The sequence below is a fragment of the Micromonospora sp. GCM10011541 genome (genome assembly GCF_042650725.1).
In the GTDB taxonomy this organism is placed as follows: Bacteria; Actinomycetota; Actinomycetes; order Mycobacteriales; family Micromonosporaceae; genus Micromonospora; species Micromonospora sicca.
In genome coordinates, this window is record NZ_JBHSBP010000049.1 from 723,500 (window position 1) to 748,184 (window position 24,685).

Here is a 24,685-nt window from a genome sequence, read left to right on the forward strand (position 1 = left end):
CGCGGTGTCCGCCGTCAGTCGTTGGCGTGCAGGGCGGCGTTCAGCTCGATGCCCCGGCCGCTGCGCTGCTTCGCCTCCAGCGCCCCGGTGACCGAGTTGCGCCAGAAGAGCAGCCCGTCCACGCCGGAGAGCTCGCGGGCCTTGACCACCCGGCCGTCCGGCAGGGTGATCTTCGAGGCGGCGGTGATGTAGCAGCCCGCCTCCACCACGCAGTCGTCGCCGAGGGAGATGCCGACACCGGCGTTCGCGCCGATCAGGCTCCGCTCGCCGATGCGCACCTTCTCGGTGCCGCCGCCGGAGAGGGTGCCCATGATCGAGGCGCCGCCGCCGATGTCGGAGCCGTCGCCGACCAGCACGCCCTGCACGATGCGTCCCTCCACCATCGAGGTGCCCAGCGTGCCGGCGTTGAAGTTGACGAAGCCCTCGTGCATCACGGTGGTGCCGGCGGCCAGGTGCGCGCCGAGCCGGACCCGGTCCGCGTCGGCGATCCGTACGCCGGCGGGGACCACGTAGTCGGTCATCCGGGGGAACTTGTCCACCCCGTACACGGCCAGGTGGCGGCCGGCGGCCCGCTCGATGACGCGCAGCTCGTCGACCCGCTCCGGCGGGCATGGCCCGGCCGAGGTCCAGGCCACGTTGGCCAGCTTGCCGAAGATGCCGTCGAGGTTGAGCTCGTTGGGTCGCACCAGGCGGTGGGAGAGCAGGTGCAACCGGAGGTACGCGTCGGCGGCGTCCTTGATCGGGTCGTCCAGCGAGCCGATCACGGTGGTCACCTCGACCGTACGCAGACCGGGCAGCGCCCGCTCGCCGACCGCGCCCGGAGGCAGGTCCAGTACGTCGGCCTGGTCCTCCCCGGGGACCAGCGGCAGCTCGCCGAGGCCCAGCTTGCCGGTCGGGTACCAGGTGTCGAGCACCTGATCGTCAGCGGTCACGGTGGCCAGGCCGATGCCCCAGGCAGACTGTGCGGTCGTCACGATTGTGACGGTACCGTGCCAACCATGGAGAACCCGTTGACCCCCGAGGTCTTGGCTGATCCGGTGGCGCTCACGCGCGCCCTGGTCGACATAGAGTCCGTCTCCCTCAACGAGAAGGCGATCGCCGACTGCGTGGAGGAGGTGCTGCGCTCGGTGCCGCACCTGACGACGTTCCGGCACAGCAACACGGTGATGGCGCGTACCGACCTGGGCCGGGCGCAGCGCGTGGTGCTCGCCGGCCACCTGGACACCGTGCCGCTCAACGACAACTTCCCGTCCACCATGCGCGGCGACCTGATGTACGGCTGCGGCACCTCCGACATGAAGTCCGGGGTGGCGTTCGCGCTGCACCTCGCGGTGACCCTGCCGGACCCGCGCTACGACGTGACGTACTTCTTCTACGAGGCCGAGGAGATCGAGTCGAGGTACAACGGCCTCACCCTGGTCGCCGAGGCGCACCCGGAGTGGCTCGAGGCCGACTTCGCGGTGCTGCTCGAGCCGACTTACGGGATCGTCGAGGCCGGCTGCCAGGGCACCATGCGGGCGATCGTCACCACGCACGGCGAGCGGGCCCACGCGGCCCGGTCCTGGCACGGGGTGAACGCCATCCACGGCGCGGGCGAGGTGCTGGACCGGCTGCGGTCGTACGAGGCGCGGCGGGTCACCATCGACGGCTGCGACTACCGCGAGGGCCTGAACGCGGTGCGGATCACCGGCGGGGTGGCCGGCAACGTCGTCCCGGACCGCTGCGAGATCGAGATCAACTACCGGTACGCCCCGGACCGCGACCCGGCGGACGCCGAGGCGCACCTGCGGGAGGTCTTCGCCGGCTTCGACCTGGCGGTGACGGACGCGGCGGCGGGCGCGGCCCCCGGCCTGGACGCGCCGCCGGCGCAGGAGTTCCTGACGGCGGTGGGTGCGGCCCCGATCGGCAAGCTGGGCTGGACGGACGTGGCCCGGTTCGCGGCGATGGGCATCCCGGCGCTGAACTTCGGCCCCGGCGACCCGAACCTGGCCCATCACAAGGACGAGCACGTCGAGCTCACCAAGATCCGCGACGGCGCGGCCACCCTGCACCGCTGGCTCGCCCCCGCCTGACCCGCCCCAGAGACGATCAAGAGGTTCGCGTCACCGGATCCCGGTCGACGCGAACCTCCTGATCGACGGTCGACCGGTCAGCCGGCCGGGGTGAGGGACTGGTCCGCCGGGGGGCGGGACTCGGTCGGGTCACCGCTGAGGTCATGGGCTTCCAACTGCCGGGCGCGGCGGCGCTCCGCCACCACGTCCCGGATCCGCCGCTGCATCTGTCGCCGGATCCGGATCATCTCGCTGTTGCTGATCACGCTTGCTCCTCCCCGAAGGCGCGCGCCGGGGCATACCCGGTATGTGAATAGTAAGACGTACGGGCGACCGAATTAGTTGCCCAAGATCCCGAACAATTTCCCCGGCTCGCCGGCCCGCACACCCGGCCGCCCCGGCTCCACTACGGTGGCTCCCATGAGCCAGAGCAACGGGCGGCACCAGCCCGGCCCGGACCGGGGACGGGAGCGGCACCGGGGCGCCGTCACGCTGCGTCGCGGCGCCATCCCGACCAGCACCGCCGACCAGCGGCTGCTCGACTCCCGGGGGCGCGGCGACTGGAAGACCAAGGACGCCTGGCGGGCGCTGCGCATCCTGTCGGAGTTCGTCGAGGGCTTCGACACCCTGGCCGACCTGCCGCCCGCGGTCAGTGTCTTCGGCTCGGCCCGGAGCATGCCGGAGAGCCCGGAGTGCCGGATGGCCGAGGAACTGGGCGGCGCCCTGGCCCGGGCCGGGTACGCGGTGATCACCGGCGGCGGTCCGGGCGTGATGGAGGCGGCCAACCGGGGGGCCAGCGAGGCGGGCGGCCTCTCCGTCGGGCTCGGCATCGAGCTCCCGTTCGAGCAGGGCCTCAACGACTGGGTCGACCTGGCCATCGACTTCCGCTACTTCTTCGCCCGCAAGACCATGTTCGTCAAGTACGCGCAGGCGTTCGTCGTGCTGCCCGGGGGCTTCGGCACCATGGACGAGCTGTTCGAGGCGCTCACGCTGGTGCAGACCGGCAAGGTCACCCGCTTCCCGGTGGTGCTGATGGGCGCGGACTACTGGCGCGGGCTGCTCGACTGGCTGCGGGACAGCATGGCCGCCGAGGGCAAGATCGGGCCCTCCGACCTGGAGCTGATCTGCCTCACCGACGACGTCAACGCGGCGGTCCGGCACATCGTGGAGGCCGAGGCGGTGCTCTCCGCCGAGCAGGAGGCGATCCGCGTGGAGTCGGTCGCCCGCGCCGAGGCGGACCAGCGGGCCGCCGCCGACGAGGGCGGGAAGGGCTGAATGGCCGCCATCTGCGTGTTCTGCGCGTCCTCCCGCACCCTCGACCCACGCTGGCTGGACCTCGCCGCCGAGACCGGCGCCGAGCTGGCCCGGCGCGGGCACACCCTGGTCAGCGGCGGCGGCTGCGTCGGGATGATGGGGGCGGTGGCGGACGGCGCGCGTTCCGCCGACGGGTACACCCTCGGGGTGATCCCGCAGGCGCTGGTGGACCTCGAGGTCGCCGACCTGGCCTCCGACGAGCTGCTGATCACCGAGGGCATGGCCGGCCGCAAGACGCTGATGATCGACAAGTCGGACGCGTTCATCACCCTGCCGGGCGGGCTCGGCACCCTGGACGAGCTGTTCGAGGTGTGGACCACCGCCACGCTCGCCATGCACGCCAAGCCGATGGTGCTGATCGACGCGGACGGCTTCTACCGCCCGTTGCTCGACTGGCTGGGCGGCCTGGCCGACCAGAACTTCCTCAAACCCGCCGGCCTGCACCTGCTCACGGTGGCCCGAACCGTCCCCGAGGCCCTCGACATCCTCGAATCCCGCCTCACCTGACGCCGCCCCGGCAACGCTCCATCATGAAGTTGTCGTCGTCGATGCCGGCGTGTCGGGGCGACAAACTCATGATCAACGTGAGTTGGGCGCGAGGGTGAGATGGTGTCGCGGGAGGTGTCGTACGGGCGTGGTGGGATGAGCTGATGCAGGCGTACCGGCTGGTGCGTCGGCCTGGCGAGGCGGTCCGGGGGGACGGGCCGCCCGGCGGGGCGGCGCGGGGGGACGGTCGGTCCGGAGGGACGACCGCGGCGGAACGCCGGCCCGAGGGGTCGGCGGGCGATGACGCGCACCCCACGGTCCGGCTGGCCGACCCGGTGCAGGCCGAGGTGGTGGCGCACACCGACGGGCCGATGCTCGTCGTCGGCGGTCCGGGCACCGGCAAGACCAGCACCCTGGTCGAGGCGGTCGCCGCCCGGGTCGCCGAGGGCGTCGACCCGGAGCGGATCCTGGTGCTCACGTTCGGCCGGCGGGGCGCCACCGACCTGCGTCACCGGATCGAGGCGCGGATCGCCGGGGACGGGCACCGGGTGGTCCGCGAGCCGCTGGTGCGGACCTTCCCGGCGTACGCCTTCGGTCTGCTCCGCCGGGCCGCCGCCGAGCGGGGCGAGCCGTCGCCCCGGCTGCTCACCGGTCCCGAGCAGGATCTGATCATCCGCGAGCTGCTCGACGTGGTCGGCGAGGAACCCGACGACGACCCGGTCGGCTGGCCGGAGGACCTGCGCCCCGCGCTGCGCACCCGGGCGTTCGCCGCCCAGCTCCGCGACCTGCTGATGCGCGCCGCGGAGCGCGGCGTCGGCCCGGTCGAGCTGGCCCGGCTGGGGGAGAAGCTGGGCCGCGCCGACTGGCCCGCGGCCGCGCGCTTCCTCCGGGAGTACGTCGCCGTCCTCGCCCTGCGCGACGTGAGCAACCGCGGCTCGGTGGCGTACGACCCGGCCGAGCTGGTCCGGGCCGCCACCGGGATGCTGCTCGACGACCCGGAGCTGCTGTCGGCGGAGCGCCGCCGGCTCGCCCACGTCTACGTCGACGAGCTGGCCGACACCGACCCCGCACAGCTCGACCTGCTCGCCGTGATCGCCGGCGGTGGCCAGCCGCTGGTCGCGTTCGCCGACCCGGATTCGTCCACGTACGCCTTCCGTGGCGCCGACCCGGCCGGGGTGACCGCCTTCCCGCACCGGTTCCGCACCGCCTCCGGCGCGCCGGCCGCCCAGGTCGTGCTCACCACCTCGTACCGGGCCGGCCCCGGGCTGCTGGCCGCGACCGCCCGGCTGGCCCGCCGGCTGCGCGGCCCGGCGGCGCACCGGAAGCTCCGCCCGCTGCCCGACGCCGCGCCCGGCGCGGTCGAGGTCCGCACGTTCCGCTCGGCCACCAGCGAGTCGGCCTGGCTGGCCCACGCGCTGCGCGAGGCCCACCTGCTCGACGGGGTGCCCTGGTCGCGGATGGCGGTGCTGGTCCGCTCGACCGGTCGGCAGCTGCCGTCGCTGCGCCGCGCCCTGCACACCGCCGGCGTGCCGACCGTCGTGCACGGCGAGGACCTGCCGCTGCACCTGCAACCCGGGGTGGCGCCACTGCTGCTCCTGCTGCGGTGCGCGCTGGAACCGGAGCGGCTGGACGAGGAGGCCGCGGTCGCCCTGCTGCACTCGCCGCTCGGCGGCGCCGACCCGCTCGCCGAGCGGCGGCTCCGCCAGGGGCTGCGCGCGCTCGCGCTGGCCGGCGGCGACCGGCGGCCCTCCGGCGAGCTGATCGTGGAGGCGCTGCGCGACCCGGCCGAGCTGGCCGCGATCGACCGGCGCTGGGCGGCGCCCGCGCAGGCGGTGGCGGCCCTGCTGGAGACCGCGCGGCAGGCCGCGGCCGCCCCGGGCGCCACCGCGGAGACCGTGCTCTGGGCGGTCTGGCGGGACAGCGGCCTGGCCGAACGCTGGGCCGGGGCGATCACCCGGGGGCGGGCGGCCACCGGGGAGCACGAGACCGCCCAGCGCTGGCGGGCCGAGGCCGCCGACCGGGACCTCGACGCCGTGCTGGTCCTCTTCGACGCGGCGGCCCGGTTCACCGACCGGCTGCCCGGCGCGCGGACCGAGGTCTTCCTCGACCACGTGCTCGGGCAGGACCTGCCGGCCGACACCCTGGCCGCGAGCGCCGACCGCGGCGACGCGGTCCGGCTGCTCACCGCGCACGCCGCCAAGGGCCTGGAATGGGATCTGGTCGCGGTCGCCGGCGTGCAGGAGGGTGTCTGGCCGGACCTGCGGCTGCGCGGCAGCCTGCTCGGCTCCGAGCGGCTGGTCGACGTGCTGGCCGGCCGGGCCGCCGGCGCCGGCACCCGGGCCAGCCTGGTCGGGCAGACCTCGGCGCTGCTGGACGAGGAGCGACGGCTGTTCCACGTCGCGATCAGCCGGGCCCGGCACCGGCTGCTGGTCACCGCGGTCGCCTCGGCGGCGGTGGGCGGCGACGACCACGAGGAACAGCCCAGCCGCTTCCTGCACGAGCTGGCCGCCACCGAGCCGCCCGCGATCGGCGGCGGCGGACCGGCGGCGGGTCCGGCCCCGTCCGGGCCGACGGCACGCGGCCCGAAGCCGGCGGGCCCGAAGCCCGGCGGCTCCGGCGGTGCTCGGCCGGGTGACGGCTCGGCCCTCGCCGTCGGCGGCGACCCGCCCGGCGACGCCGGGGCCGCCCGCTCGGGTGACGGCGCGGCGCTGACCGTCGAGGGCGAGCCGCCCGGCGACGCCGGGGCCGATCGGCCCGGCGTGCTGCCGGTCACCCTCCCGCCGCGCGGGCTCACCCTCTCGGCGCTGGTGGCGGAGCTGCGTACCGCGGTCACCGACCCGGCGGCACCGCCCGCCCGGCGGCGCGCCGCGGCGGCCGAGCTGGCCCGGCTGGCCGCCGCCGGGGTCCCCGGCGCGCACCCCGACGACTGGTGGGGGCTGCGTGGCCTCTCCGACGACCGGCCGCTGGTCGACGACGGCGAGCCGGTCCGGGTCACCCCGTCGGCCATGGAGAGCGCGCTGCGGTGCAGCCTGCGCTGGCTGCTGGAACGGCACGGCGGCAGCGGCCCGGCCAGCGCCGCGCAGGGGGTGGGCAACCTGGTGCACGCCGCGGCGATGCTCGCCGAGGACGCCAGCGCCGACCGCACTGCTCTGCTGGAGTACGTGGCCGCCCGGTTCGACGCGATCGAGCTGGCCGCCCGCTGGATGGTCGGGCCGGAACGGGCCCGTGCCGAGGCCATGGTGGACAAGCTGCTCCGCTGGCTGGCCGGCAACCCGCGCCGGCTGCTCGCCATCGAACACGAGTTCGCCGTCCGCCTCGACGACCCGCAGCGGCCCGTCGAGCTGACCGGCCGGGTGGACCGGCTGGAGGTCGACGCCGACGGCCGGCTCGTGGTGATCGACCTGAAGACCGGCAAGTCCACCGCGGTCACCGAGCGGGAGGTCGCCGAGCACCCGCAGCTCGGGGCGTACCAGGCGGCGGTGGAGGCGGGGGCGTTCGCCGAGTTCGGCGAGGAGTCGGGCGGCGCCGCGCTGGTGCAGCTCGGCACCGGGGCGAAGGACGCCAGGGAGCAGACCCAGGCCGCGGCCGGGGAGGGCCCGGAGGCCGGCTGGGCGACCGCGCTGGTCCGGCGCACCGCCGATACGATGGCCGCCGCCACCTTCGCGGCCGTCGCCAACTCGAAGTGCCGGGTCTGCCCGGTGCGCACGAGCTGCCCGGTGTCCGGGCAGGGCCGCCAGGTCGTCGAGCCGCCGACCGTCCGTCCCCCGGAGAATCCGTGAGCGCCAGGAGTAGGCCACGAGGCCGGCAGTCGCGAACCGAGGCGGAGACGTGACCCAGCCCGCGCTCTTCAGCACCGCGACCCCGGCGCCGCGGACCGCCGACTCCGGCCCCCGCTACACCCCGGTCGAGCTGGCCAAGCTGCTCCGGCTGCCGGCGCCCACCCGGGAGCAGGCGGCCATCATCGCCGCGCCGGTGGAGCCGCTGCTGGTGGTCGCGGGCGCCGGCTCCGGCAAGACCGAGACGATGGCCGCCCGGGTGGTCTGGCTGGTCGCCAACTCGTACGTGCGGCCGGAGCAGATCCTCGGCCTCACCTTCACCCGCAAGGCCGCCGGCGAGCTGGCGCACCGGGTGCGTACCCGGCTCGACCAGCTCATCCGTCGCGTCGGCCGGCAGGGCCGGGACCCGCACGAGGACCCCCTCGCGGGCGAGCCGACCGTCTCCACCTACCACTCGTACGCCGGCCGGATCGTCACCGAGCACGGGCTGCGCGCCGGGTACGAGCCGACCACCCGGCTGCTCACCGAGGCGTCCCGGTGGCAGCTCGTGGACCTGCTGGTGCGCAACTACGACGGCGACATGTCCGAGGTGGAGCGGATGCCCAGCACGATCACCGACGCGGTGCTGGCGCTGGCCGGGGAGCTGGACGAGCACCTGGTCGACCCGGCCACCCTCGCCGCCTGGACCGGCCGGTTCTTCGCGGACGTGCAGGCCCGCCCCGGCCGGGTCTACGCCGACGTGCGGAAGGCGCTGCGACTCCAGCAGACCCGGCTGAAGCTGCTCCCGCTGGTCCGGGCGTACGCCCGCCGCAAGGACGACTTCGAGGCGATGGACTTCGCCGACCAGCTCGCCCGGGCCGCCCGGGTGGCCCGTGACCACGCCGGCGTCGGGGTGATCGAGCGGGACCGCTTCCGGGTGGTGCTGCTCGACGAGTACCAGGACACCAGCCACGCCCAGGTGGTGCTGCTCAACGCGCTCTTCGGCGGGGGCCACCCGGTCACCGCGGTCGGCGATCCCTGCCAGTCCATCTACGGCTGGCGGGGGGCCAGCGCCGGCACCCTGGACCGCTTCCCCGGCGACTTCGCCCGCGCCGACGGCGCCCCGGCCGACGTGCTGAGCCTGACCACGAGCTGGCGCAACCGCCCGGAGATCCTCGGCGTGGCGAACGCGCTGGCCACCCCGCTGCGGGCCGCCGGGGCGCAGGTGCCGGAGCTGCGGGCCGCGCTCAGCGTGAAGGAGCCCATCCCGCACCGCAGCCCGCGCGGCCACGCCGCCGGCACCGTGCACTGCGCGCTGCTCCAGACGTACGCCGACGAGGCCGAGTGGATCGCCGACGGCGTCCTCGGCGCCTGGCGGGGGGCGGCCCGGATGCCCGGGGCGCTGCCCGAGCACATTCCGGTGCCGCAACGCCCCACCACCGCCGTGCTGGTCCGGCTGCGCAGCCAGATCCCGGCCATCGAGTCCGCGCTGCGCGCCCGCGGGCTGCCGGTCGAGGTGGTCGGCCTGGGCGGTCTGCTGGACACCCCCGAGGTCCGGGACGTGGTCTGCACGCTGCGGGTGCTCGCCGACCCGACCGACGGGGCGGCGCTGCTGCGGCTGCTCACCGGGGCGCGCTGGCGGATCGGGCCGCGCGACCTGGTGGCGCTGCACCGGCGGGCCCGGTCGATCGCCCGGTCCCGCCGCCAGTTGACCGGCGACGACGGGCCGGAGATCGCCGTGGACGTGCTGGACGAGGCCACGCTGGTCGAGGCGCTGGCCGACCTGGGGCCGGCGCAGGCGTACTCGGCGGAGGGGTACGCGCGACTGCGCGCGTACGGGATGGAACTGGCCCTGCTGCGGTACCGGCTCGACCAGACCCTGCCGGAGCTGATCGCGGACATCGAGCGGACCATCGGCCTGGACGTGGAGGTGGCGGTCCGGGCCGGCCGGGACGGCGCCGGCGACGCCGGCCTGGCCCGCGGCCACCTCGACGCCCTCGGTGACGTCGCCGCCCGGTTCAGCGGGGAGACGCCGGGCGCGACCCTGGCCGGCTTCCTGTCCTTCCTCGCCGCCGCCGAGGACGAGGAGCGCGGGCTCGCCCCCGGCGAGGTCGAGGTGGTGGAGGGTGCGGTGCAGATCCTCACCGCGCACGCCGCCAAGGGCCTCGAGTGGGACGTGGTCGCGGTCGCCGGGCTGACCCGGGGCGTCTGGCCGGGGCCGGTCCGCAACTCCGACCACTGGCTGGGCGGCCTGGGTGTGCTGCCGTTCCCGCTCCGCGGCGACGCCGACGGGCTGCCCGAGCTGAAGCTCGCCGCCGCCGAGGACCAGCGCGGGGTGGCCCGGGCGGTGGAGGACTTCACCGACGCCTGGCGGGCGCACGACGAGCGGGAGGAGCGCCGGCTGGCGTACGTGGCGGTGACCCGGCCCCGGCGGCTGCTGCTCTGCTCCGGGTACTGGTGGGGGGAGGGGACGAAGCGGTTCCGCGGGCCCTCGGTCCTCCTCCGCGAGGTGCACGACGCCTGCCTGGACGGCGGGGCCGGGCACCTGGTCGACGAGTGGGCCGCGGAACCTCCCGGCGACGCGGTCAACCCGACCACGGAGGTGGTGCTGCGCGCCGAGTGGCCCGCCGACCCGCTCGGCGCCCGCCGGCCGGCCCTGGCCGAGGCCGCCGCCCTGGTCCGCCGCTTCCTCGCCGATCCCGAGGCGGCCCGCCGGCAGCCCGCCGAGCCGGAGCCGGCCAACCGGGAGCCCGTCGACCCGGAGACGGTCCGCCCCGAGCCCGTCGGCCCGGAGACGGTCCGCCCCGAGCCCGTCGGCCCGGAGGCGGCCCGCCCCGAGCCCGTCGACCCCGAGGCGGCCGCCGGACCGGCGAGGGCCGGTGCGGGCCGGGACGGCGCCGCCGGAGCACCGGGCGACGCGGCCCCGGCCGCCGGCGGTGCGGACGACCCGGAGGTGGCGCGGTGGCGGCGGGAGGCGGACCTGCTCCTCGCCGAGCGGGCCGAGCTGCTGCGTCGGGCCGAGGCGGTCGAGGTGGAGCTGCCCCGGCACCTGTCCGTGACCCAGTTGGTGGCGCTGCGCCGCGACCCGGGGGCCCTGGCGCGCGCCCTGCGCCGCCCGATGCCCACCGAGCCCAACCCGTACGCCCGCCGGGGCACCGCCTTCCACACCTGGCTGGAACAGCGCTTCGGCGCCGACCGGCTGCTGGACGTGGACGAGCTGCCCGGCGCCGCGGACGACGACGCGGCCCCCGACGAGGCGCTCACCGAGCTGCAGGAGCGATTCCTGGCCAGCGAGTGGGCCGACCGGGTGCCGCTGGAGGTGGAGGTGCCGTTCGCCACAGTGATCGCCGGGGTGGTGGTCCGGGGGCGGATGGACGCGGTCTTCGCCCGGCCGGGTGGCCGGTTCGACGTGGTCGACTGGAAGACCGGCCGGCAGCCCGCCGGGCGGGAGGCCGAGGTGGCCGCCGTGCAGCTCGCCGTCTACCGGCTGGCCTGGGCCGAGCTGGCCGGCGTGCCGGTCGAGCGGGTGGGCGCCGCCTTCCACTACGTGCGGGACGGCGTCACCGTCCGCCCGGCCGACCTGCTCGACGCCGACGGGTTGACCGCGCTGATCGCCGGCGTACCGGAAATTTCGGCGGACCGCCCCACGTTACGTAATCCGTGGTAGGTTAGGCGCGTTGCAGTTTTGGTTTCCAGAGACTCTGTGTGCGCCTGGCGGATTGTGGCCCCAGGCGCTCTTTGTTGTGTCCGGAGTTCTCCGGGCGGGGCGACCAGCAGCGACAGGCGATTCGCGCATGCCCGCGCGGAGCGCTCCTCTTCGAGCCCGCAACAGGTGCGGGTTCGACGTTCCGTCAAGGAGACGAAACAAATGGCTATTGGCACCGTCAAGTGGTTCAACGCTGACAAGGGCTTCGGCTTCATCACCCCGGACGGCGGCGGCGCCGACGTCTTCGCCCACTTCTCGGCGATCCAGTCCTCCGGCTACCGGAGCCTGGACGAGAACCAGCGGGTCGAGTTCGAGGTGACCCAGGGCCAGAAGGGCCCGCAGGCGGAGAACATCCGCCCGCTCTGATCTTCGGATCACCCAGCACCATCCACCGCACCCTCTCGGGTGCGGTGACGGGACCGGTCCGCCGCGCCGCCCACCCGCTCCGCGGGGCGCGCGTGCTGCGGCGGACCGGCCCGTACCACCTTCGGTTCGTGCTTGTGAGTCGCGACGGGCTTGACCGCCGACGACAGCGCCGCCCTGCGGCGCCCTCCCTCGACACGTGCCGCGTCGAGGAAGGCATTCCGCATGACCATGACCATTCCCACCTTCGCCGCGACCGGGCTCGCCCCGGCGCTGCTCACCGAGCTGGCGGCGCAGGGCATCACCGAGCCGTTCCCGATCCAGTCGGCGACGCTGCCGGACTCGCTCGCCGGCCGGGACGTGCTCGGCCGGGGTCGGACCGGCTCCGGCAAGACGCTCGCCTTCGGGCTGCCGCTGCTGCACCGCATCGCCGGCCGCCGGGCCCGCCCCGGCCGGCCGCTCGCGCTCGTGCTGGTGCCGACCCGGGAGCTGGCCCAGCAGGTCACCACCGCGCTCGCCCCGTACGCCCGTGCCCTCGGGCTGCGCTGCGCCACCGTGGTCGGCGGCCTGTCGCTGCAGCGGCAGGCGGACGCGCTGCGCGCCGGCGTCGAGGTGGTCGTGGCCACCCCCGGCCGGCTGCACGACCTGATCAACCGCGGCGACGCCCGCCTCGGCGAGGTCGCCATCACCGTGCTCGACGAGGCCGACCAGATGGCCGACATGGGCTTTCTTCCGCAGGTCACCAAGCTGCTGGAGCAGGTCGCCCCGGACGGCCAGCGGATGCTCTTCTCCGCCACGCTGGACGGCGGCGTGGACCGGTTGGTCCGCCGCTTCCTGAGCAACCCGGTGTCGCACTCGGTCGACCCGGGCACCGCCACGGTGAGCGCGATGACCCACCACGTGCTGCACGTCGACGCGGTGGACAAGCCCGCCGCGCTCACCCAGATCGCCGCCCGCGAGGGCCGCACCATCCTGTTCATGGGGACCAAGCACCGCGCCGACCGGCTGGCCCGCCAGCTGCTCTCCAAGGGGGTACGCGCGGCCGCGCTGCACGGCGGCAAGTCGCAGCCGCAGCGCACCCGGATCCTGGAGCAGTTCCGCACCGGCCAGGTGACCGCGCTGGTGGCCACCGACGTGGCCGCCCGGGGCATCCACGTGGACGGCCTGGACATGGTGGTCAACGTGGATCCGCCGACCGAGGCGAAGGACTACCTGCACCGGGGCGGGCGTACCGCCCGGGCGGGGGAGTCCGGCACCGTGGTCACCCTGGTCCTGCCCGAGCAGCGCCGGGACGTCTCCCGGCTGATGAGCGTGGCCGGCATCAAGCCGCAGTCGACCCAGGTGCGCCTCGGCGACGAGGCGCTGGCCCGGGTGACCGGGGCCCGCGAGCCCTCCGGCCTGCCGGTGACCATCGTCACCCCGCAGCCGGCGGCCGCCGCGCGCCCCAGGCCGGCCAGCGGAGCCGGCGACGGTGGCCGTGCCCCGCACCGCGCCTCCGGGCGCTCCCGCCGCCCGCGTCGGCCCCGCACCGCCTGAGCGCACTGCCTGACGAACGGCCCCTTCGGGGGCCGTTCGTCGTTTCCGTCGCGCTTCGGCGCCGGGGCGGACCTTGAGTCGGGGATCAGCGGAAGGCGGGTCCGATGGCTGACTGCGGCCGGCCGCGGGCGCGCCGATGCTGGCACCCGGGGGAAGAGGTCGGGGGACCGGCCGGGCGCGGGAGGGGCGATCATGACGGGTGACGCCGGCTCGGGGACGCGGGAGTTGCTGCTGGTCCTCGCGGTGGCGGGGGCGGGTCTGCTGCTCGCCATGGTCGCCGCGTTCGGTCCCTGGCACCCGACCGCGGACCGGGCCGCCCGGGCCGGGCTGGTCGTGCTGCACAGCCCGACCGGGCGGGTCGGCGGGCCGAGCGCGAGCTGAGCCGCGCCGCCGGCCGGTGCCGGGAGCGGCGCCGTCAGCGCGTCCCGGCGCGGTCCACCAGCAGGTCGGCGAGGGTGGTCCGGTCCACCACCAGGGCGATCGCGCCGTCCACCGCGAGCCAGACGTCCCGCAGCCCGGTGGCCGCCCCGTGGTAGCCGGCGCGGTCCGCCGGCAGGCCCCGCACGCTGGTCAGCGAGCCGCCGAGCGCGCGCAGCACGTCGCCCACGCTGATCTGGTCGGCGGGGCGGGTCAGGGCGTAGCCGCCCTCGGTGCCCCGGTGGCTGTGGAGCAGCCCGGCCCGCCGCAGGTCGAGCAGGATGCCCTGGAGGAAGCTGAGCGGGATGTCCTGGCGCTCGGCCAGGCTCGCCGCCTTGACCAGCTCGCCGCCACCGTTGGCCGCGCCGTCGGCGGACCCGGCGGTGTCGGCGACGGCGAGCATGGCCCGGAGCGCGTAGTCGGCTCTCGCGGAGACGTACACGGGCTCAGTTGCCGGCCTGGTCCAGCACGCCCCAGCGGCGCCGGATCGCCTTGTCCGCGGCGCCGAACGCGGCGTCCACCAGGATGCCCACCACCAGGATGACGATCATGATCGCCATCAGCCGGGGCGCGTCGGAGAAGTCCCGCGCGTAGGTGAGCTGGGCGCCGATGGACGTCCTCTCGGCGATGACCACCAGCAGCTCGCCGGCCATCAGGCTGCGCCAGGCGAACGCCCACCCCTGCTTCAGTCCGGCCACGATGGCCGGCAACGCGGCGGGCGCGATGACGTACCGGTAGAGGTTGAGCCCGCGGGCGCCGATGTTGCGGCCGGCCCGGATCAGCAGCGGTGGCACGTAGTCGACGCCGTGGATGACGCCGTTGGCGACGGACGGCGCCGCGCCGAGCACCACCACGAAGAAGATCGCCTGCTCGGTGAGCCCGAAGAGCAGGATGGCCAGCGGGAACCAGGCGATCGAGGGCATGGTCTGCAGCGCGGTGATCATGGAGCCGAGCGCGGCCCGGAGCACCTTCACCCGGGCCACGGCCAGCCCGAGCACCAGGCCGACGGCGACGGCGGCGGCGAAGCCGACCGCGGCCCGCCGGCCGGTGGTGGCCAGACCGTCCCAGAACGCGGCGGTGAGCACATAGTGGCCCAGGTCCGCGAAGACCGTGGCCGGCGGGGAAAGCGCCCACTCGTCCTTCCAGCCGGTCCAGACCACGGCCTGCCAGAGCCCGATGGTCAGCGCCAGGGCGGCCAGCTTCGGCCAGGTCGCCGACCAGAACCGGCGTACCCGGGACGGTCCCTTCTCCCGGCCGGCAATCTCCAGCGCGTCCAGGCCGGAGATCTCCGCGTCGGTGCGCGGAGCTTCGGCGAGCGTGTCACTGGCCATGGCGGCCCACCTCCGTACGCAGCCGGTCGGTGACCTCGGCGGCGATGTTCGCGATCTCGGGCGAGTCGATGCGTCGGGGCCGGGGCACGTCGACCGGGGTGGAATAGATGATCCGGCCGGGCCGGCTGGAGAGCAGGATGATCCGGTCGGCGAGCCGGGCGGCCTCGCGGACGTTGTGCGTCACGAAGAGCACGGTGAGCTTCCGCTCGGACCAGATCCGCTCCAGCTCGTCGTGCAGGATGTCCCGGGTCATCGCGTCGAGCGCGCCGAACGGCTCGTCCATCAGCAGCACCGGGGTGTCCAGGGCGAGGGTGCGGGCCAGCGCGACCCGCTGCCGCATGCCGCCGGAGAGCTGGTGCGGCCGCTTGCGGCCGAACTCGGACAGGTGGACCGTGCGCAGCAGCTCGGCGACCTTCGCGCGGCGTTCGGCCCGGGGCAGCCCGCGCAGCTTGAGCGGCACCTCGAGGTTGGCCTCGACGGTGAGCCAGGGAAAGAGCGCCGGCTCCTGGAACATCAGGCCCGGGTTGACCCCCTCGTCGAGGTCGATCCGCCCGCCGCTGGCCCGGTCCAGGCCGGCGACCAGGTTGAGCAGCGTGCTCTTGCCGCAGCCGGAGGCGCCGACCAGGCAGACGAACTCGCCGGGCGCGACGTCCAGCGACACCCCGTCCAGGGCCAGGACGGCGTTCTCGCCCTGGCCGTACACCTTGGTCACGCCGCGCAGCGCGACCGAGCCGGTCGCGCTACGCGGCGTCGTGGTGGTCGACGTCACGGCTGGCTGACCTCGGACTTGCCCTCGGCCTTCAGCACCTCGTTGAGGAACTTCAGGTCGTAGAGGCCGTTCAGGTCGACCGGCTGGGTCAGCTCGACGGCGACCGCGTGGTCCAGGCCGGCCTTCAGCGAGGAGGCGATCGGGTCGTTGGTGAACTCCAGGGTCGGCCACGCCTGCCTGATCAGCTTGACGTCCAGCGGCTTGCCGGTGATCTTGCCGATGTGGTCGGAGATGGCCTGCTGCGCCTCGTCCGGCTTGCTGTGGACGAACTCGTTCGCCGCGACCTGCCCCTCGACCAGCTTCTTCACCACGTCCGGATGGGCCTTGAGGAACTTGGTGCTGACGATCAGGTTGGTGATGACGAACTTCTTGTCCGGCCACAGGTCCCGCTCGTCGACCAGGACCTTGCCGCCGGCGTTGACCAGGCGGGAGACGAAGGGCTCCGGCACCCAGGCGCCGTCGATGGCGCCGCTGGCGAAGGTCTCCACCGTCTGCGCGTTCTCCTGCGGGACGACCTTGACGTCGCCGCCGCCCTCCTTGGTGGTCTTCAGGCCCTTGTCCTTGAGCCAGTAGCGCAGCGCCACGTCCTGGGTGTTGCCGAGCTGCGGGGTGGCGATCTTCTTGCCGCGCAGCTGCTCGACCGTGGTGATCTCCGGCTTGACCACCAGGGCCACGCCGCCGGAGGCGGCGCCGGAGACGACCCGGACGGCTTCGCCCTTGGACTTGGAGAAGGCGTTCACGGTCGGGTTCGGACCGATGTACGTGGCGTCGAGCGCGCCGGAGAAGATCGCCTCGATCGCGGCCGGCCCGGCGTTGAAGGTCTTCGTCTCCAGCGTGACGTCGCTGCCCAGCTTCTCGGCGAAGATGCCCTTCTGTACGCCGACCACGGCGGGGGCGTGGGTGATGTTGGGGAAGTAACCGAGCCGCAGGGTGACCGGGCCGGACTTGCCGGCGGCGCCGTCGCTGTCGTCGCCACAGGCGGCCGTGGCGCCCAGGGTGGCCGCGCCGACGACGGCGAGCGTGGCGAGGGAGACCAGCCGGCGGAAGGGGAGCCGTCTCATCATTGTCCAATCCACAGTATTCCTACTTAGTTGGTAGGAAGAGTGGGGCAGGTCGTGGCCGGCGTCAAGACCGATCCACCATCCGGGACGCCTCGCTCCGGCGTTCTCGGCAATTCCCACCTGTTCGGTGGACTTCGCGGCGCCGGTCGGGCCACCGGCGGGACCGCCGTCCGGGCCGCCGCCGGAATCCGCCCGGCACACTGCCCACAGCTGCGCCGAGGAGCCGGGTACGCGGGGGGCCGACGCGCTACTGTCGATCTCGTGCCGACGCGGAGAGCGAAGATTCCAGCGACGAAGTACCCGGTCGAGCGGTTCAGCCTCGACAACGGCCTGCGGGTGGTGCTCACCCCCGACCGCAGCGCCCCGGTGATCGGGGTGGCGGTGGTCTACGACGTCGGCATCCGCTCCGAACCCGAGGGACGCACCGGCTTCGCCCACCTCTTCGAGCACCTGATGTTCCAGGGCTCGGAGAACCTCGAGAAGCTGGCCCACTTCCGGCACGTCCAGGGCGCCGGGGGCACCTTCAACGGCTCCACCCACCTGGACTACACCGACTACTTCGAGACCCTGCCGAGCAACGCGCTGGAGCGCGCGCTGTTCCTGGAGGCCGACCGGATGCGCGGCCCCCGGCTGACCGAGGAGAACCTGCGCAACCAGGTCGACGTGGTCAAGGAGGAGATCCGGGTCAACGTGCTCAACCGGCCGTACGGCGGGTTCCCCTGGCTGACCCTGCCGCCGGTCATGTTCGACACCTTCCCCAACGCGCACGACGGGTACGGCTCCTTCGACGACCTGGAGTCGGCCACCGTCGCCGACGCGGCCGACTTCTTCCGCCGCTACTACGCCAGCGGCAACGCGGTCCTCGCGGTCAGCGGGGACGTCGACGTGGCCGAGGCGACCGAGCTGATCCAGCGGCACTTCGGGGACGTGCCGGCCCGGCCCGCCCCACGGCGCCCCGACTTCACCGAGCCCGACCTGACCGCCGAGCGGCGCGCGTCGTACCCCGACAAGCTGGCGCCGCTGCCGGCGGTGGCCGGGGCCTGGCGGGTACCCGACCCGGTCGACGACTTCGCCGGCTACCTGCCCTACGTGGTGCTGGCCGAGGTGCTCACCGACGGGGACGCGTCCCGGCTGGTCGAGCGGCTGGTCCAGCGGGACCGGACGGTCACCAGCCTCGGCGGCTACCTGGGCTTCATGGGCGACCCGTTCGACGTGCGCGACCCCACGGCCCTGCTGCTCCAGGCGCACCTGCCGCCCGGCGGCGACGTGGACAAGGTGCTGCGCACCATCGACGAGGAGCTGGACCGGCTGGCCACCGACGGGCTGACCGAGGGCGAACTGGCCCGTACCCAGGCGCGCATGGCCACCCACCTGCTGCGCGACACCGACGCGGTGCTCGGCCGGGCGCTGCGGATGGCCGTGCTGGAGCAGCAGCGCGGCGAGCCGGGCCTGCTCAACGAGTTGCCCCGGCTGGTCGGCGAGGTCACCGAGGAGCAGGTCCGCGCCGCCGCCGCCACCCTGCGGCCGGAGCGCCGCGCGTCCATCGAGGTCATCGCCGGAGGTGCCCGGTGAGCGCGAGGAGCGAGCCGGGTTTGCGAGCCCCGCAGTCGCGAACGAAGACAAGTCAGGTGAGCGCGAGGAGTGAGCCGGGGTTGCGAGCCCCGCAGTCGCGAACGAAGACAAGTCAGGTGAGCGCGAGGAGCGAGCCGGGGTTGCGAGCACCGCAGTCGCGAACGGAGGCGGGTCAGTGACGGCAACCGTGGAGACCGGGACGCGGCCGCTGCCGCCGCTCGGCCCCAACCGCAAGCTCAAGCTGCCCAAGCAGGCCGAGCGCACGCTCGCCAACGGGCTCACCGTGATCGCCGTACGCCGGCCGGCGGTGCCCCTGGTGGAGCTGCGGCTCTGGATGCCGTTCGGGCGCAGCCACCTGGCCCGCGGCGCGATGCTCGCGGAGACCATCCTCTCCGGCACCGAGACGATGACCGCGAACCAGATCGCCGCCGAGCTGCAGCGGGTCGGCGGCGGGCTCTCCGCCGGGGTCGACCCGGACCGGCTGATGCTCTCCGGGGCCGGCCTGGTCACCGGGCTGGACCGGATGCTGGAGATCCTCGCCGACGTGCTGACCGGGGCCACCTACCCCGCGGAGTGGGTCGACACCGAGCGGGACCGGCTGGTCGACCGGATCCAGGTGGCGCAGAGCCAGCCCGCGCACCTGGCCCGCACCGCGCTGCTGAAGCGGATCTACGGCCGGCACCCCTACGCCGTCCAGACCCCGGAGCCCGACCAGGTCCGCGCGGTCCGCCCGCCGGCCCTGCGCAAGCTGCACGCCGAGCGGGTGCACCCGGCCGGCGCGGTGCTGGTGCTGGTCGGCGACGTGCAGCCGGAACGCGCGCTGGACGCCGCCGAGCAGGCGCTCGGCGGTTGGCGCGGGGGCGGGCACCCCGCCGAGCTGCCGCCCGCCCCGCCGCTGGAGCCCGGTCCGCTGCTGCTGGTCGACCGCCCCGGCTCGGTGCAGTCGTCGCTTCGGCTCGCGCTGCCGGCGGTCCCGCGCACCCACCCCGACCACGCCGCGCTGCAGCTGGCCAACCTGGTCTTCGGCGGCTACTTCTCCTCCCGGTGGGTGGAGAACATCCGGGAGGACAAGGGCTACACGTACGGCCCGCACTCGCTGGTCGAGCACTCGGTGGCCGGGTCGGTGCTGGTCGCCGGCGCCGAGGTGGCCACCGAGGTCACCGCCCCGGCGCTGCTGGAGACCATGTACGAGCTGGGCCGGCTGGCGTCGTTGCCGGTGCGGCCGGAGGAGCTGGAGCAGGCCCGCCAGTACGCCCTCGGCACACTCCAGCTCGGCATGTCCACCCAGGCCGGGCTCGCCTCGCTGACCAGCGCGTACGCCGGCAACGGGCTGCGCCTGGACTTCCTCGCCGAGCACGCCGCCCGGTTGGCGAAGGCGACCGTCGCGGACGTCGCCGAGGCCGGGGCGCGCTACCTGTCCCCGGCGAAGGCGGTCACCGTCGTGCTCGGTGACGCCGACCGGGTCGCCGGGCCGCTGTCCGCCCTCACCCCGGTGCGCACGGAGTCGGCGTGACCGGTGAGGCCGCCCCGCCGCTGGCCCGGTCCACCCTGGACCGGGCGGCGCACCGGCGCACCGACCCGGGCTGGCTCGCCGAGGCGTGGCAGCGGGCCCGGGTGCTGGTGCTGGACTCGACCGACGACGGCCGCGCGCTGGTCCGGGGCGAGGCGGCCCCGCCGGAGCTGGTGCTGCTCGACTCCGGCGAGCTGCCCGAGGTGCCCCGGTCGGTGCCGATGTTCCTCGGCGTCGAGCCGGACGGGGTGCCGGTCTTCGCGGTGGACGCGCCGCTGCCGGCGCTGCCCGGTGCCCGGCCGGTCAACCTGCGCGAGGTGGGACATCTGCTCGTCGACCGGGACGCGGGCATCTTCACCACCGCGCTCGCGCTGCTGAACTGGCACCTCCGGCACGGCTACTCGTCCTCGACCGGGCAGCCGACCCAGGTGGACGAGGCGGGCTGGTCGCGGATCGACCCGGACGGCGGCCGGGTGTGGCCGCGTACCGACCCGGCGATGATCGTGCTGGTGCACGACGGGGTCGCCGGGCCGGAGGGGCGCTGCCTGCTCGGCAACAACGCCACCTGGCCGAGCACTCCCGGGCAGCGTCGCTTCTCCTGCCTCGCCGGGTACGTCGAGCCGGGGGAGTCGGCGGAGGCCGCCGTGTTGCGCGAGGTCCGCGAGGAGGTCGGCGTCGGGGTCGAGGAGATCGCGTACGCGGGCAGCCAGTCCTGGCCGTTCCCGGGGTCGCTGATGCTCGGCTACCTGGCCCGCGCCGACGCCGACGAGCCGGTACGCGTCGACCCGGCGGAGATCGCCCATGCCCGCTGGTTCACCCGGCGCGAGATCGGCGCCGCCCTGGCCGGGCGCCCGGTCGACGCGGGCGAGGGCAACCTGCTGGTCCTGCCGCCGCCCTCCTCGATCGCGCTCTTCCTGATCCACCGCTGGCTCGACGGCCACTGCTGACCCGGGGCCGGACGCGGTCCCGGCCCGTGACCGTCGTTGCCGCGAGGGTCACGGGCCGGGAACACGGGCCGTCGTGGTCGGCTGGGGCAAGGAACACGGCGGGGGAAGCCGGTCCGGCCACGACGGACGTCAGGTGCGGGTCAGGTGCGCTCCCAGCGGTACGGCTGCCCGGGGTCGGGGTCGGCGAGGGGCACCACCTTGACCCGTTGCCGGCCGGAGCGGACCGCCCCGACGGTGGCCAGGGCCCGGGCCAGCACCAGCGCGGCCTCGCGGTCCTCGGCGTGCACGACCTGGCGGCGGGGTTCCGGTGTGGTGGTCTCGTCCCGCAGCCGGCCACCGCCGGCCCAGGCGGCCGCGATGTCGTTGTCGGCGGCGGTGCGGATGTCGGTGCGAACGATCAGGAACCGCATGGGTGTCCCCCGGACGGATCGCGACGGACGAGTACGCGCTGGAACTTCCACGTCACTCTTTCGTCATGTTACGCCCGGTGGTCGTCCCAGCAAGTGAAACTCGACGATCCCCGGCGGCGTAGACCGATCGGAGGACCCCTGGTCAGGACGGTCGTCGGCAGTGGACACGCGAGAGGGCCGCCGGCGCTGCGCCGACGGCCCCTCGGTCATCGGCGGATCAGTTCAGATCGAACTGCCCGTTCTTCGCGCCGGCGATGAAGCCGAGCCAGCCGGTCCGGTTGAACAGCAGCACCGGGCCACCCCGGTCCTTGCTGTCCCGCAGGGCGACGGCGGCCGGCCCGGCCCGCAGCGGGGCGACCTCCACGCAGTTGGAGGTCTGGCTGCGGGTGCTGGTGCGCCACGACGCATCGGCGAGCTGCTGGGCGAGGCCGACCGGGCTGTTGCGGATCTCGTTCATGGTCCTGCTCCTGCTCTGGAGTGCTCCGATGGGGGCGAGTGACGCCGCCGGCCGGACGGACCCGTCCCCTCGTGGGGTCACCGATCCGTCGTGAGGCGCCCCGAGTTCCGGCGGCGCTGGACCGGCGCCGTTGCCGGGCCGTACGCCGCCGTGGCCTCGGGTGCCGTCTCGGTCAGCCGCCCCGTCGCCTCGATGAGCCAGGAGAGGGTGTCCGATGCGGAGAGCGCCGCCGAGCATAGCCACTCGAACGCCACTTTATAGCGATTTAGGGCGTTTGCCTCGGTCGACATGACGTCGGTGAAGCCACCTTCGATCGCGAGCGTCTCCGGATCGAGCGGATCGGCGAACCGGTAGACCGAGAAGGCGGTCGGCGGCAGGTACCAGTCGGCGATCCGGGTGTCCCGCAGCAGCAGGTGCAGCGTGACGTTCGGCAGCATGGCCAGCTCGCAGAGGTGCACGATCTGCTCGTGCAGCACCTCGGGCGGCCCGGCGCGCCAGCCGAGGGCCGCGTCCTCCAGGACTGCGGTGTAGCGGGGCGCGTCGGGGGAGCGGGTCAGCAGTGACTGCCGGGCCTGCCGGGCGCGTACCTCGGTCTCCGGGTCCTCGCCGGTCTCCGGGTCGCCGGCCTGCTCGGCGACCTGGGCCGCGGAGATGATCCGGTGCCGGGCGTAACCCGGGGTCTGCAGCAGCCCGGGCACGATCACCGGGTTGTACTCCGAGATCTCCGCGCAGCCCGCCTCCAGCTCGGCGAAGCCGCGCTGCTGCTGGGTCATCACCGGGAAGTTGCGCAGCCAGCCGCGCATGTCGCCGGCCTCCTGGGTGATCCCCAGCAGCTCCTCGTGCAGTTCGTCCTCGGCCCCGTAGAGGGCGAGCAGGTCCCGGACGTCGTCCGGGTCCGGGCGGCTGCGGCCGTTCTCCAGTCGGGACAACTTGGACGCGGAGGCCCAGCCGACCCGCTCGATGACCTGGTCCCCGGTGAGACCAGCTGCCTCGCGCAGCCGGCGCAACTCGGTGCCGAGCCTGCGCCGGCGCAGGATCGGGCTCGGTACGGCAGGAGGCACGATGTCCTCTTCTCCGTCGACCGCCGCAGGAGGCGACGGTAACTGTATGGAATTCGCCCCCCACGGCCAGTATGGACGGCGCGACCGGTGTCGGAGGTTCCGGCGAGGGCGTGTCTCGCGAGAAAAGAGGACCGTGGAGAGGTGCCGGCCGCCCGACGACGGGGTCCCCGCCGGCGCCGCCCCCGACGCGCCCGCCCTCGGGCGCCGCCCCGCCGGAGGGAACGCATGCGCACCGTCCTGCGCCGCCCCGAATTCCGCCTGCTCTTCGCCGCCCTGCTGGCCAGCATGGCGGCCGAGTCGATCCTGCTGCTGGCCCTCGCCGTCTGGGTGAAGGAGCTGACCGGATCGGACGGGATGGCCGGCGCGACCATCTTCGCGATCATCGCGCCGATGACGCTGGCGCCGCTGGTCGGCTGGGTCGTCGACCGGTACCCCCGGCGGCCGTTCTTCGTGGCCGCCAACCTGGCCACGGCCGTGCTGCTCAGCCCGCTCTTCGCGGTCCGGGACCGGGCCGACGTCCGGATCATCTACGTGGTGGCCGCGCTGTACGGCCTGTCGTACATCACGCTCAGCGCGGTGCTCAGCGGGCTGATCCGGCAACTCGTGCCGAGCGAACTGCTGGCCGAGGCGAACGGGGTGCTGCAGACCGTGCGGCAGGGACTCCGGCTGGTCGGCCCGCTCGCCGGGGCCGGGCTGTACGCCGCCGTCGGCGGCTGGCTGCTGGTCACCCTCGCGATGACCGGTTTCCTGACCGCCGCCGCCGTGGTCGGCCTGCTGCGGGTCGCCGAGACGCCGCCGGCCGCCGCCGAGCTGCGCTGGCCGGCCGAACTGGGCGCCGGGCTGCGGCACCTGGCCGGCGAGCCCGCGCTGCGCCGGGCCCTGCTCGGGTACGGCCTGGGCTCGCTGGTGATGGGCTTCACCGAGTCGTTGATCTTCGCGTACGTGGACCAGGGGCTGCGCCGGGACGTCGCGTTCGTCGGCGTGCTGGTCACCGTGCAGGGGATCGGCGGGCTGGTCGGTGGGCTGCTCTCGGCGACCGCCGTCCGGCGGGTGGGTGAGGTGGGCGCGCTCGCCGCCGGGGTGACCTTCTTCGGCCCGGCCGCGCTGGCCCTGGCGTACCCGCGGCTCTGGCTCGGGGTGATGGCCCTGCTGCTGGCCGGGGTGTCGCTGCCGCTGACCATGGTCGGGCTGAACACGCTGATCCAGCGGCGTACCCCGGTGGGGTTGCTCGGCCGGGTGGCCGCGGCGTCCGAGGCCCTGGTCAGCGGCCCGCAGGCGGTCTCCATCGGGGCCGGCGCCCTGCTCGTGGGCGCGCTGGACTACCGCCTGCTCTTCGCCCTTGTCGGGGTGATCACCACCGCCGCCGGCGCCTATCTCTGGCACGGCCGCCGCCTCACCCCACCCCCACCCGAGCCCGCGTCCCCCCACCGCCCCCGCATCCCCTCCCCCCGCCCCCCGACCGACCCCGCCCTCACGCTCGCCACCGGCGTCGATCAGGAAGTTGTTGTCACGACACGCCGAGGACGAGGGCGATAACTTCATGATCAACCGGGGCGAGCCGGGGAGGGCGGGGGTCGGGAGATGGAAGAGCGGCCGGCCCCGGAGGGGGCGGCCGCTCTTTCCGTGCGGTGCTGTGGGTCAGGCGTTCAGGCTGGCGAGGTGCTGCTTGACCTGGGTGATCGAGGGGTTGGTGAGGGCGCTGCCGTCGGCGAAGCGCAGGGTCGGGACGGTCTGGTTGCCGCCGTTGACCTTCATCACGAACTCCGCGGCCTTCGGGTCCTGCTCGATGTCGACCACCTCGTACCCGATGCCCTCCCGGTCGAGCTGCGACTTCAGCCGGTAGCAGTAGCCGCACCACGTGGTGGAATACATCGTCAACATGATCAGGTCCTCCAAGGGGTGGCTCACGCCCGGTCAGATCAGGCCAGGCTAACCGCTG

General features: G+C 74.5%; 22 protein-coding genes. 12 read left to right on the forward strand and 10 right to left on the reverse strand.

Translation table 11 applies throughout. The features are described from left to right. Positions 1 to 14 precede the first annotated feature (14 nt). Positions 15 to 974 carry a 2,3,4,5-tetrahydropyridine-2,6-dicarboxylate N-succinyltransferase gene (dapD, locus tag ACFOYX_RS20640; RefSeq protein ID WP_109801780.1) on the reverse strand — a complete coding sequence of 320 codons (960 nt, stop codon included), beginning with the start codon at positions 972 to 974 and terminating at the stop codon, positions 15 to 17. A gap of 24 nt (positions 975 to 998) precedes the next feature. On the opposite strand from dapD, the gene dapE reads away from it, so the two are divergent. Further along, positions 999 to 2,072, forward strand: a complete 1,074-nt coding sequence (gene dapE, locus ACFOYX_RS20645; protein WP_322440380.1) for a succinyl-diaminopimelate desuccinylase — start codon at positions 999 to 1,001, stop codon at positions 2,070 to 2,072. 77 nt (positions 2,073 to 2,149) lie between these two features. Here the strand turns inward: dapE and ACFOYX_RS20650 are convergent, their stop codons facing one another. After that, positions 2,150 to 2,317, reverse strand: coding sequence for a hypothetical protein (locus tag ACFOYX_RS20650; protein WP_201749624.1), 168 nt, complete (start codon positions 2,315 to 2,317; stop codon positions 2,150 to 2,152). Between the two features lie 154 nt (positions 2,318 to 2,471). Between ACFOYX_RS20650 and ACFOYX_RS20655 the strand changes: the two genes are divergently transcribed. From ACFOYX_RS20655 to ACFOYX_RS20685, 7 genes are all read left to right on the forward strand, one after another. Beyond that, a complete protein-coding gene (locus ACFOYX_RS20655; protein ID WP_322440381.1) occupies positions 2,472 to 3,326 on the forward strand; it encodes a TIGR00730 family Rossman fold protein in 855 nt (284 codons plus the stop codon). Next, positions 3,327 to 3,872: a TIGR00730 family Rossman fold protein gene (locus tag ACFOYX_RS20660; RefSeq protein WP_322440382.1), complete on the forward strand. Its 546-nt coding sequence runs from the start codon at positions 3,327 to 3,329 to the stop codon at positions 3,870 to 3,872. A gap of 143 nt (positions 3,873 to 4,015) precedes the next feature. Continuing rightward, positions 4,016 to 7,630 (forward strand): ATP-dependent DNA helicase, encoded by a 3,615-nt coding sequence (locus ACFOYX_RS20665; RefSeq protein WP_322440383.1) that lies wholly within the window; start codon positions 4,016 to 4,018, stop codon positions 7,628 to 7,630. Positions 7,631 to 7,679: 49 nt separating this feature from the next. Beyond that, positions 7,680 to 11,273 carry a UvrD-helicase domain-containing protein gene (locus tag ACFOYX_RS20670; protein ID WP_322440384.1) on the forward strand — a complete coding sequence of 1,198 codons (3,594 nt, stop codon included), beginning with the start codon at positions 7,680 to 7,682 and terminating at the stop codon, positions 11,271 to 11,273. A 201-nt stretch (positions 11,274 to 11,474) separates the two neighbouring features. Beyond that, entirely contained in the window at positions 11,475 to 11,678 is a 204-nt protein-coding gene (locus ACFOYX_RS20675; RefSeq protein WP_007464836.1) for a cold-shock protein, read from the forward strand. Between the two features lie 222 nt (positions 11,679 to 11,900). Beyond that, a complete protein-coding gene (locus ACFOYX_RS20680) occupies positions 11,901 to 13,211 on the forward strand; it encodes a DEAD/DEAH box helicase (RefSeq protein WP_322440385.1) in 1,311 nt (436 codons plus the stop codon). A gap of 192 nt (positions 13,212 to 13,403) precedes the next feature. Further along, the gene (locus ACFOYX_RS20685; protein ID WP_322440386.1) at positions 13,404 to 13,592 is read left to right on the forward strand and encodes a hypothetical protein; all 189 of its coding nucleotides are present in this window, start codon (positions 13,404 to 13,406) and stop codon (positions 13,590 to 13,592) included. A 34-nt stretch (positions 13,593 to 13,626) separates the two neighbouring features. Here the strand turns inward: ACFOYX_RS20685 and ACFOYX_RS20690 are convergent, their stop codons facing one another. From ACFOYX_RS20690 to ACFOYX_RS20705, 4 genes are read right to left on the reverse strand one after another with little or no spacing between them, the layout of a single operon-like run. Further along, positions 13,627 to 14,070 (reverse strand): Rrf2 family transcriptional regulator, encoded by a 444-nt coding sequence (locus ACFOYX_RS20690; RefSeq protein WP_322440387.1) that lies wholly within the window; start codon positions 14,068 to 14,070, stop codon positions 13,627 to 13,629. Positions 14,071 to 14,074: 4 nt separating this feature from the next. Then, positions 14,075 to 14,959, reverse strand: coding sequence for an ABC transporter permease (locus tag ACFOYX_RS20695; protein WP_322440388.1), 885 nt, complete (start codon positions 14,957 to 14,959; stop codon positions 14,075 to 14,077). Continuing rightward, positions 14,949 to 15,728 (reverse strand): ABC transporter ATP-binding protein, encoded by a 780-nt coding sequence (locus ACFOYX_RS20700; RefSeq protein ID WP_109804802.1) that lies wholly within the window; start codon positions 15,726 to 15,728, stop codon positions 14,949 to 14,951. The genes ACFOYX_RS20695 and ACFOYX_RS20700 overlap by 11 nt, the downstream gene beginning before the upstream one ends. Continuing rightward, entirely contained in the window at positions 15,725 to 16,789 is a 1,065-nt protein-coding gene (locus ACFOYX_RS20705) for an ABC transporter substrate-binding protein (protein WP_322440406.1), read from the reverse strand. The genes ACFOYX_RS20700 and ACFOYX_RS20705 overlap by 4 nt, the downstream gene beginning before the upstream one ends. Positions 16,790 to 17,050: 261 nt before the next feature. Here ACFOYX_RS20705 and ACFOYX_RS20710 point away from each other — a divergent pair, with 261 nt between their 5' ends. From ACFOYX_RS20710 to nudC, 3 genes are all read left to right on the forward strand, one after another. Beyond that, positions 17,051 to 18,361, forward strand: a complete 1,311-nt coding sequence (locus tag ACFOYX_RS20710) for a pitrilysin family protein (RefSeq protein ID WP_109804803.1) — start codon at positions 17,051 to 17,053, stop codon at positions 18,359 to 18,361. 175 nt (positions 18,362 to 18,536) lie between these two features. Beyond that, entirely contained in the window at positions 18,537 to 19,874 is a 1,338-nt protein-coding gene (locus ACFOYX_RS20715; RefSeq protein WP_322440389.1) for a pitrilysin family protein, read from the forward strand. Beyond that, positions 19,871 to 20,818, forward strand: a complete 948-nt coding sequence (gene nudC, locus ACFOYX_RS20720; RefSeq protein WP_322440390.1) for an NAD(+) diphosphatase — start codon at positions 19,871 to 19,873, stop codon at positions 20,816 to 20,818. Before ACFOYX_RS20715 ends, nudC begins: the two co-directional genes overlap by 4 nt. A 140-nt stretch (positions 20,819 to 20,958) precedes the next feature. Here nudC and ACFOYX_RS20725 read toward each other — a convergent pair whose 3' ends face one another. The 3 genes from ACFOYX_RS20725 to ACFOYX_RS20735 form a co-directional block, all read right to left on the reverse strand. Then, on the reverse strand, positions 20,959 to 21,228 hold the full coding sequence (locus tag ACFOYX_RS20725; protein ID WP_322440391.1) for a hypothetical protein: 270 nt from the start codon (positions 21,226 to 21,228) through the stop codon (positions 20,959 to 20,961). 217 nt (positions 21,229 to 21,445) lie between these two features. Beyond that, the gene (locus ACFOYX_RS20730; RefSeq protein ID WP_322440392.1) at positions 21,446 to 21,685 is read right to left on the reverse strand and encodes a DUF397 domain-containing protein; all 240 of its coding nucleotides are present in this window, start codon (positions 21,683 to 21,685) and stop codon (positions 21,446 to 21,448) included. A gap of 77 nt (positions 21,686 to 21,762) precedes the next feature. Beyond that, positions 21,763 to 22,746 (reverse strand): helix-turn-helix transcriptional regulator, encoded by a 984-nt coding sequence (locus tag ACFOYX_RS20735; RefSeq protein WP_322440393.1) that lies wholly within the window; start codon positions 22,744 to 22,746, stop codon positions 21,763 to 21,765. Between the two features lie 225 nt (positions 22,747 to 22,971). On the opposite strand from ACFOYX_RS20735, the gene ACFOYX_RS20740 reads away from it, so the two are divergent. After that, positions 22,972 to 24,282, forward strand: coding sequence for an MFS transporter (locus ACFOYX_RS20740; RefSeq protein ID WP_377534244.1), 1,311 nt, complete (start codon positions 22,972 to 22,974; stop codon positions 24,280 to 24,282). A 102-nt stretch (positions 24,283 to 24,384) separates the two neighbouring features. Here the strand turns inward: ACFOYX_RS20740 and ACFOYX_RS20745 are convergent, their stop codons facing one another. Continuing rightward, positions 24,385 to 24,627, reverse strand: coding sequence for a mycoredoxin (locus ACFOYX_RS20745; RefSeq protein ID WP_322444125.1), 243 nt, complete (start codon positions 24,625 to 24,627; stop codon positions 24,385 to 24,387). Positions 24,628 to 24,685 lie beyond the last annotated feature (58 nt).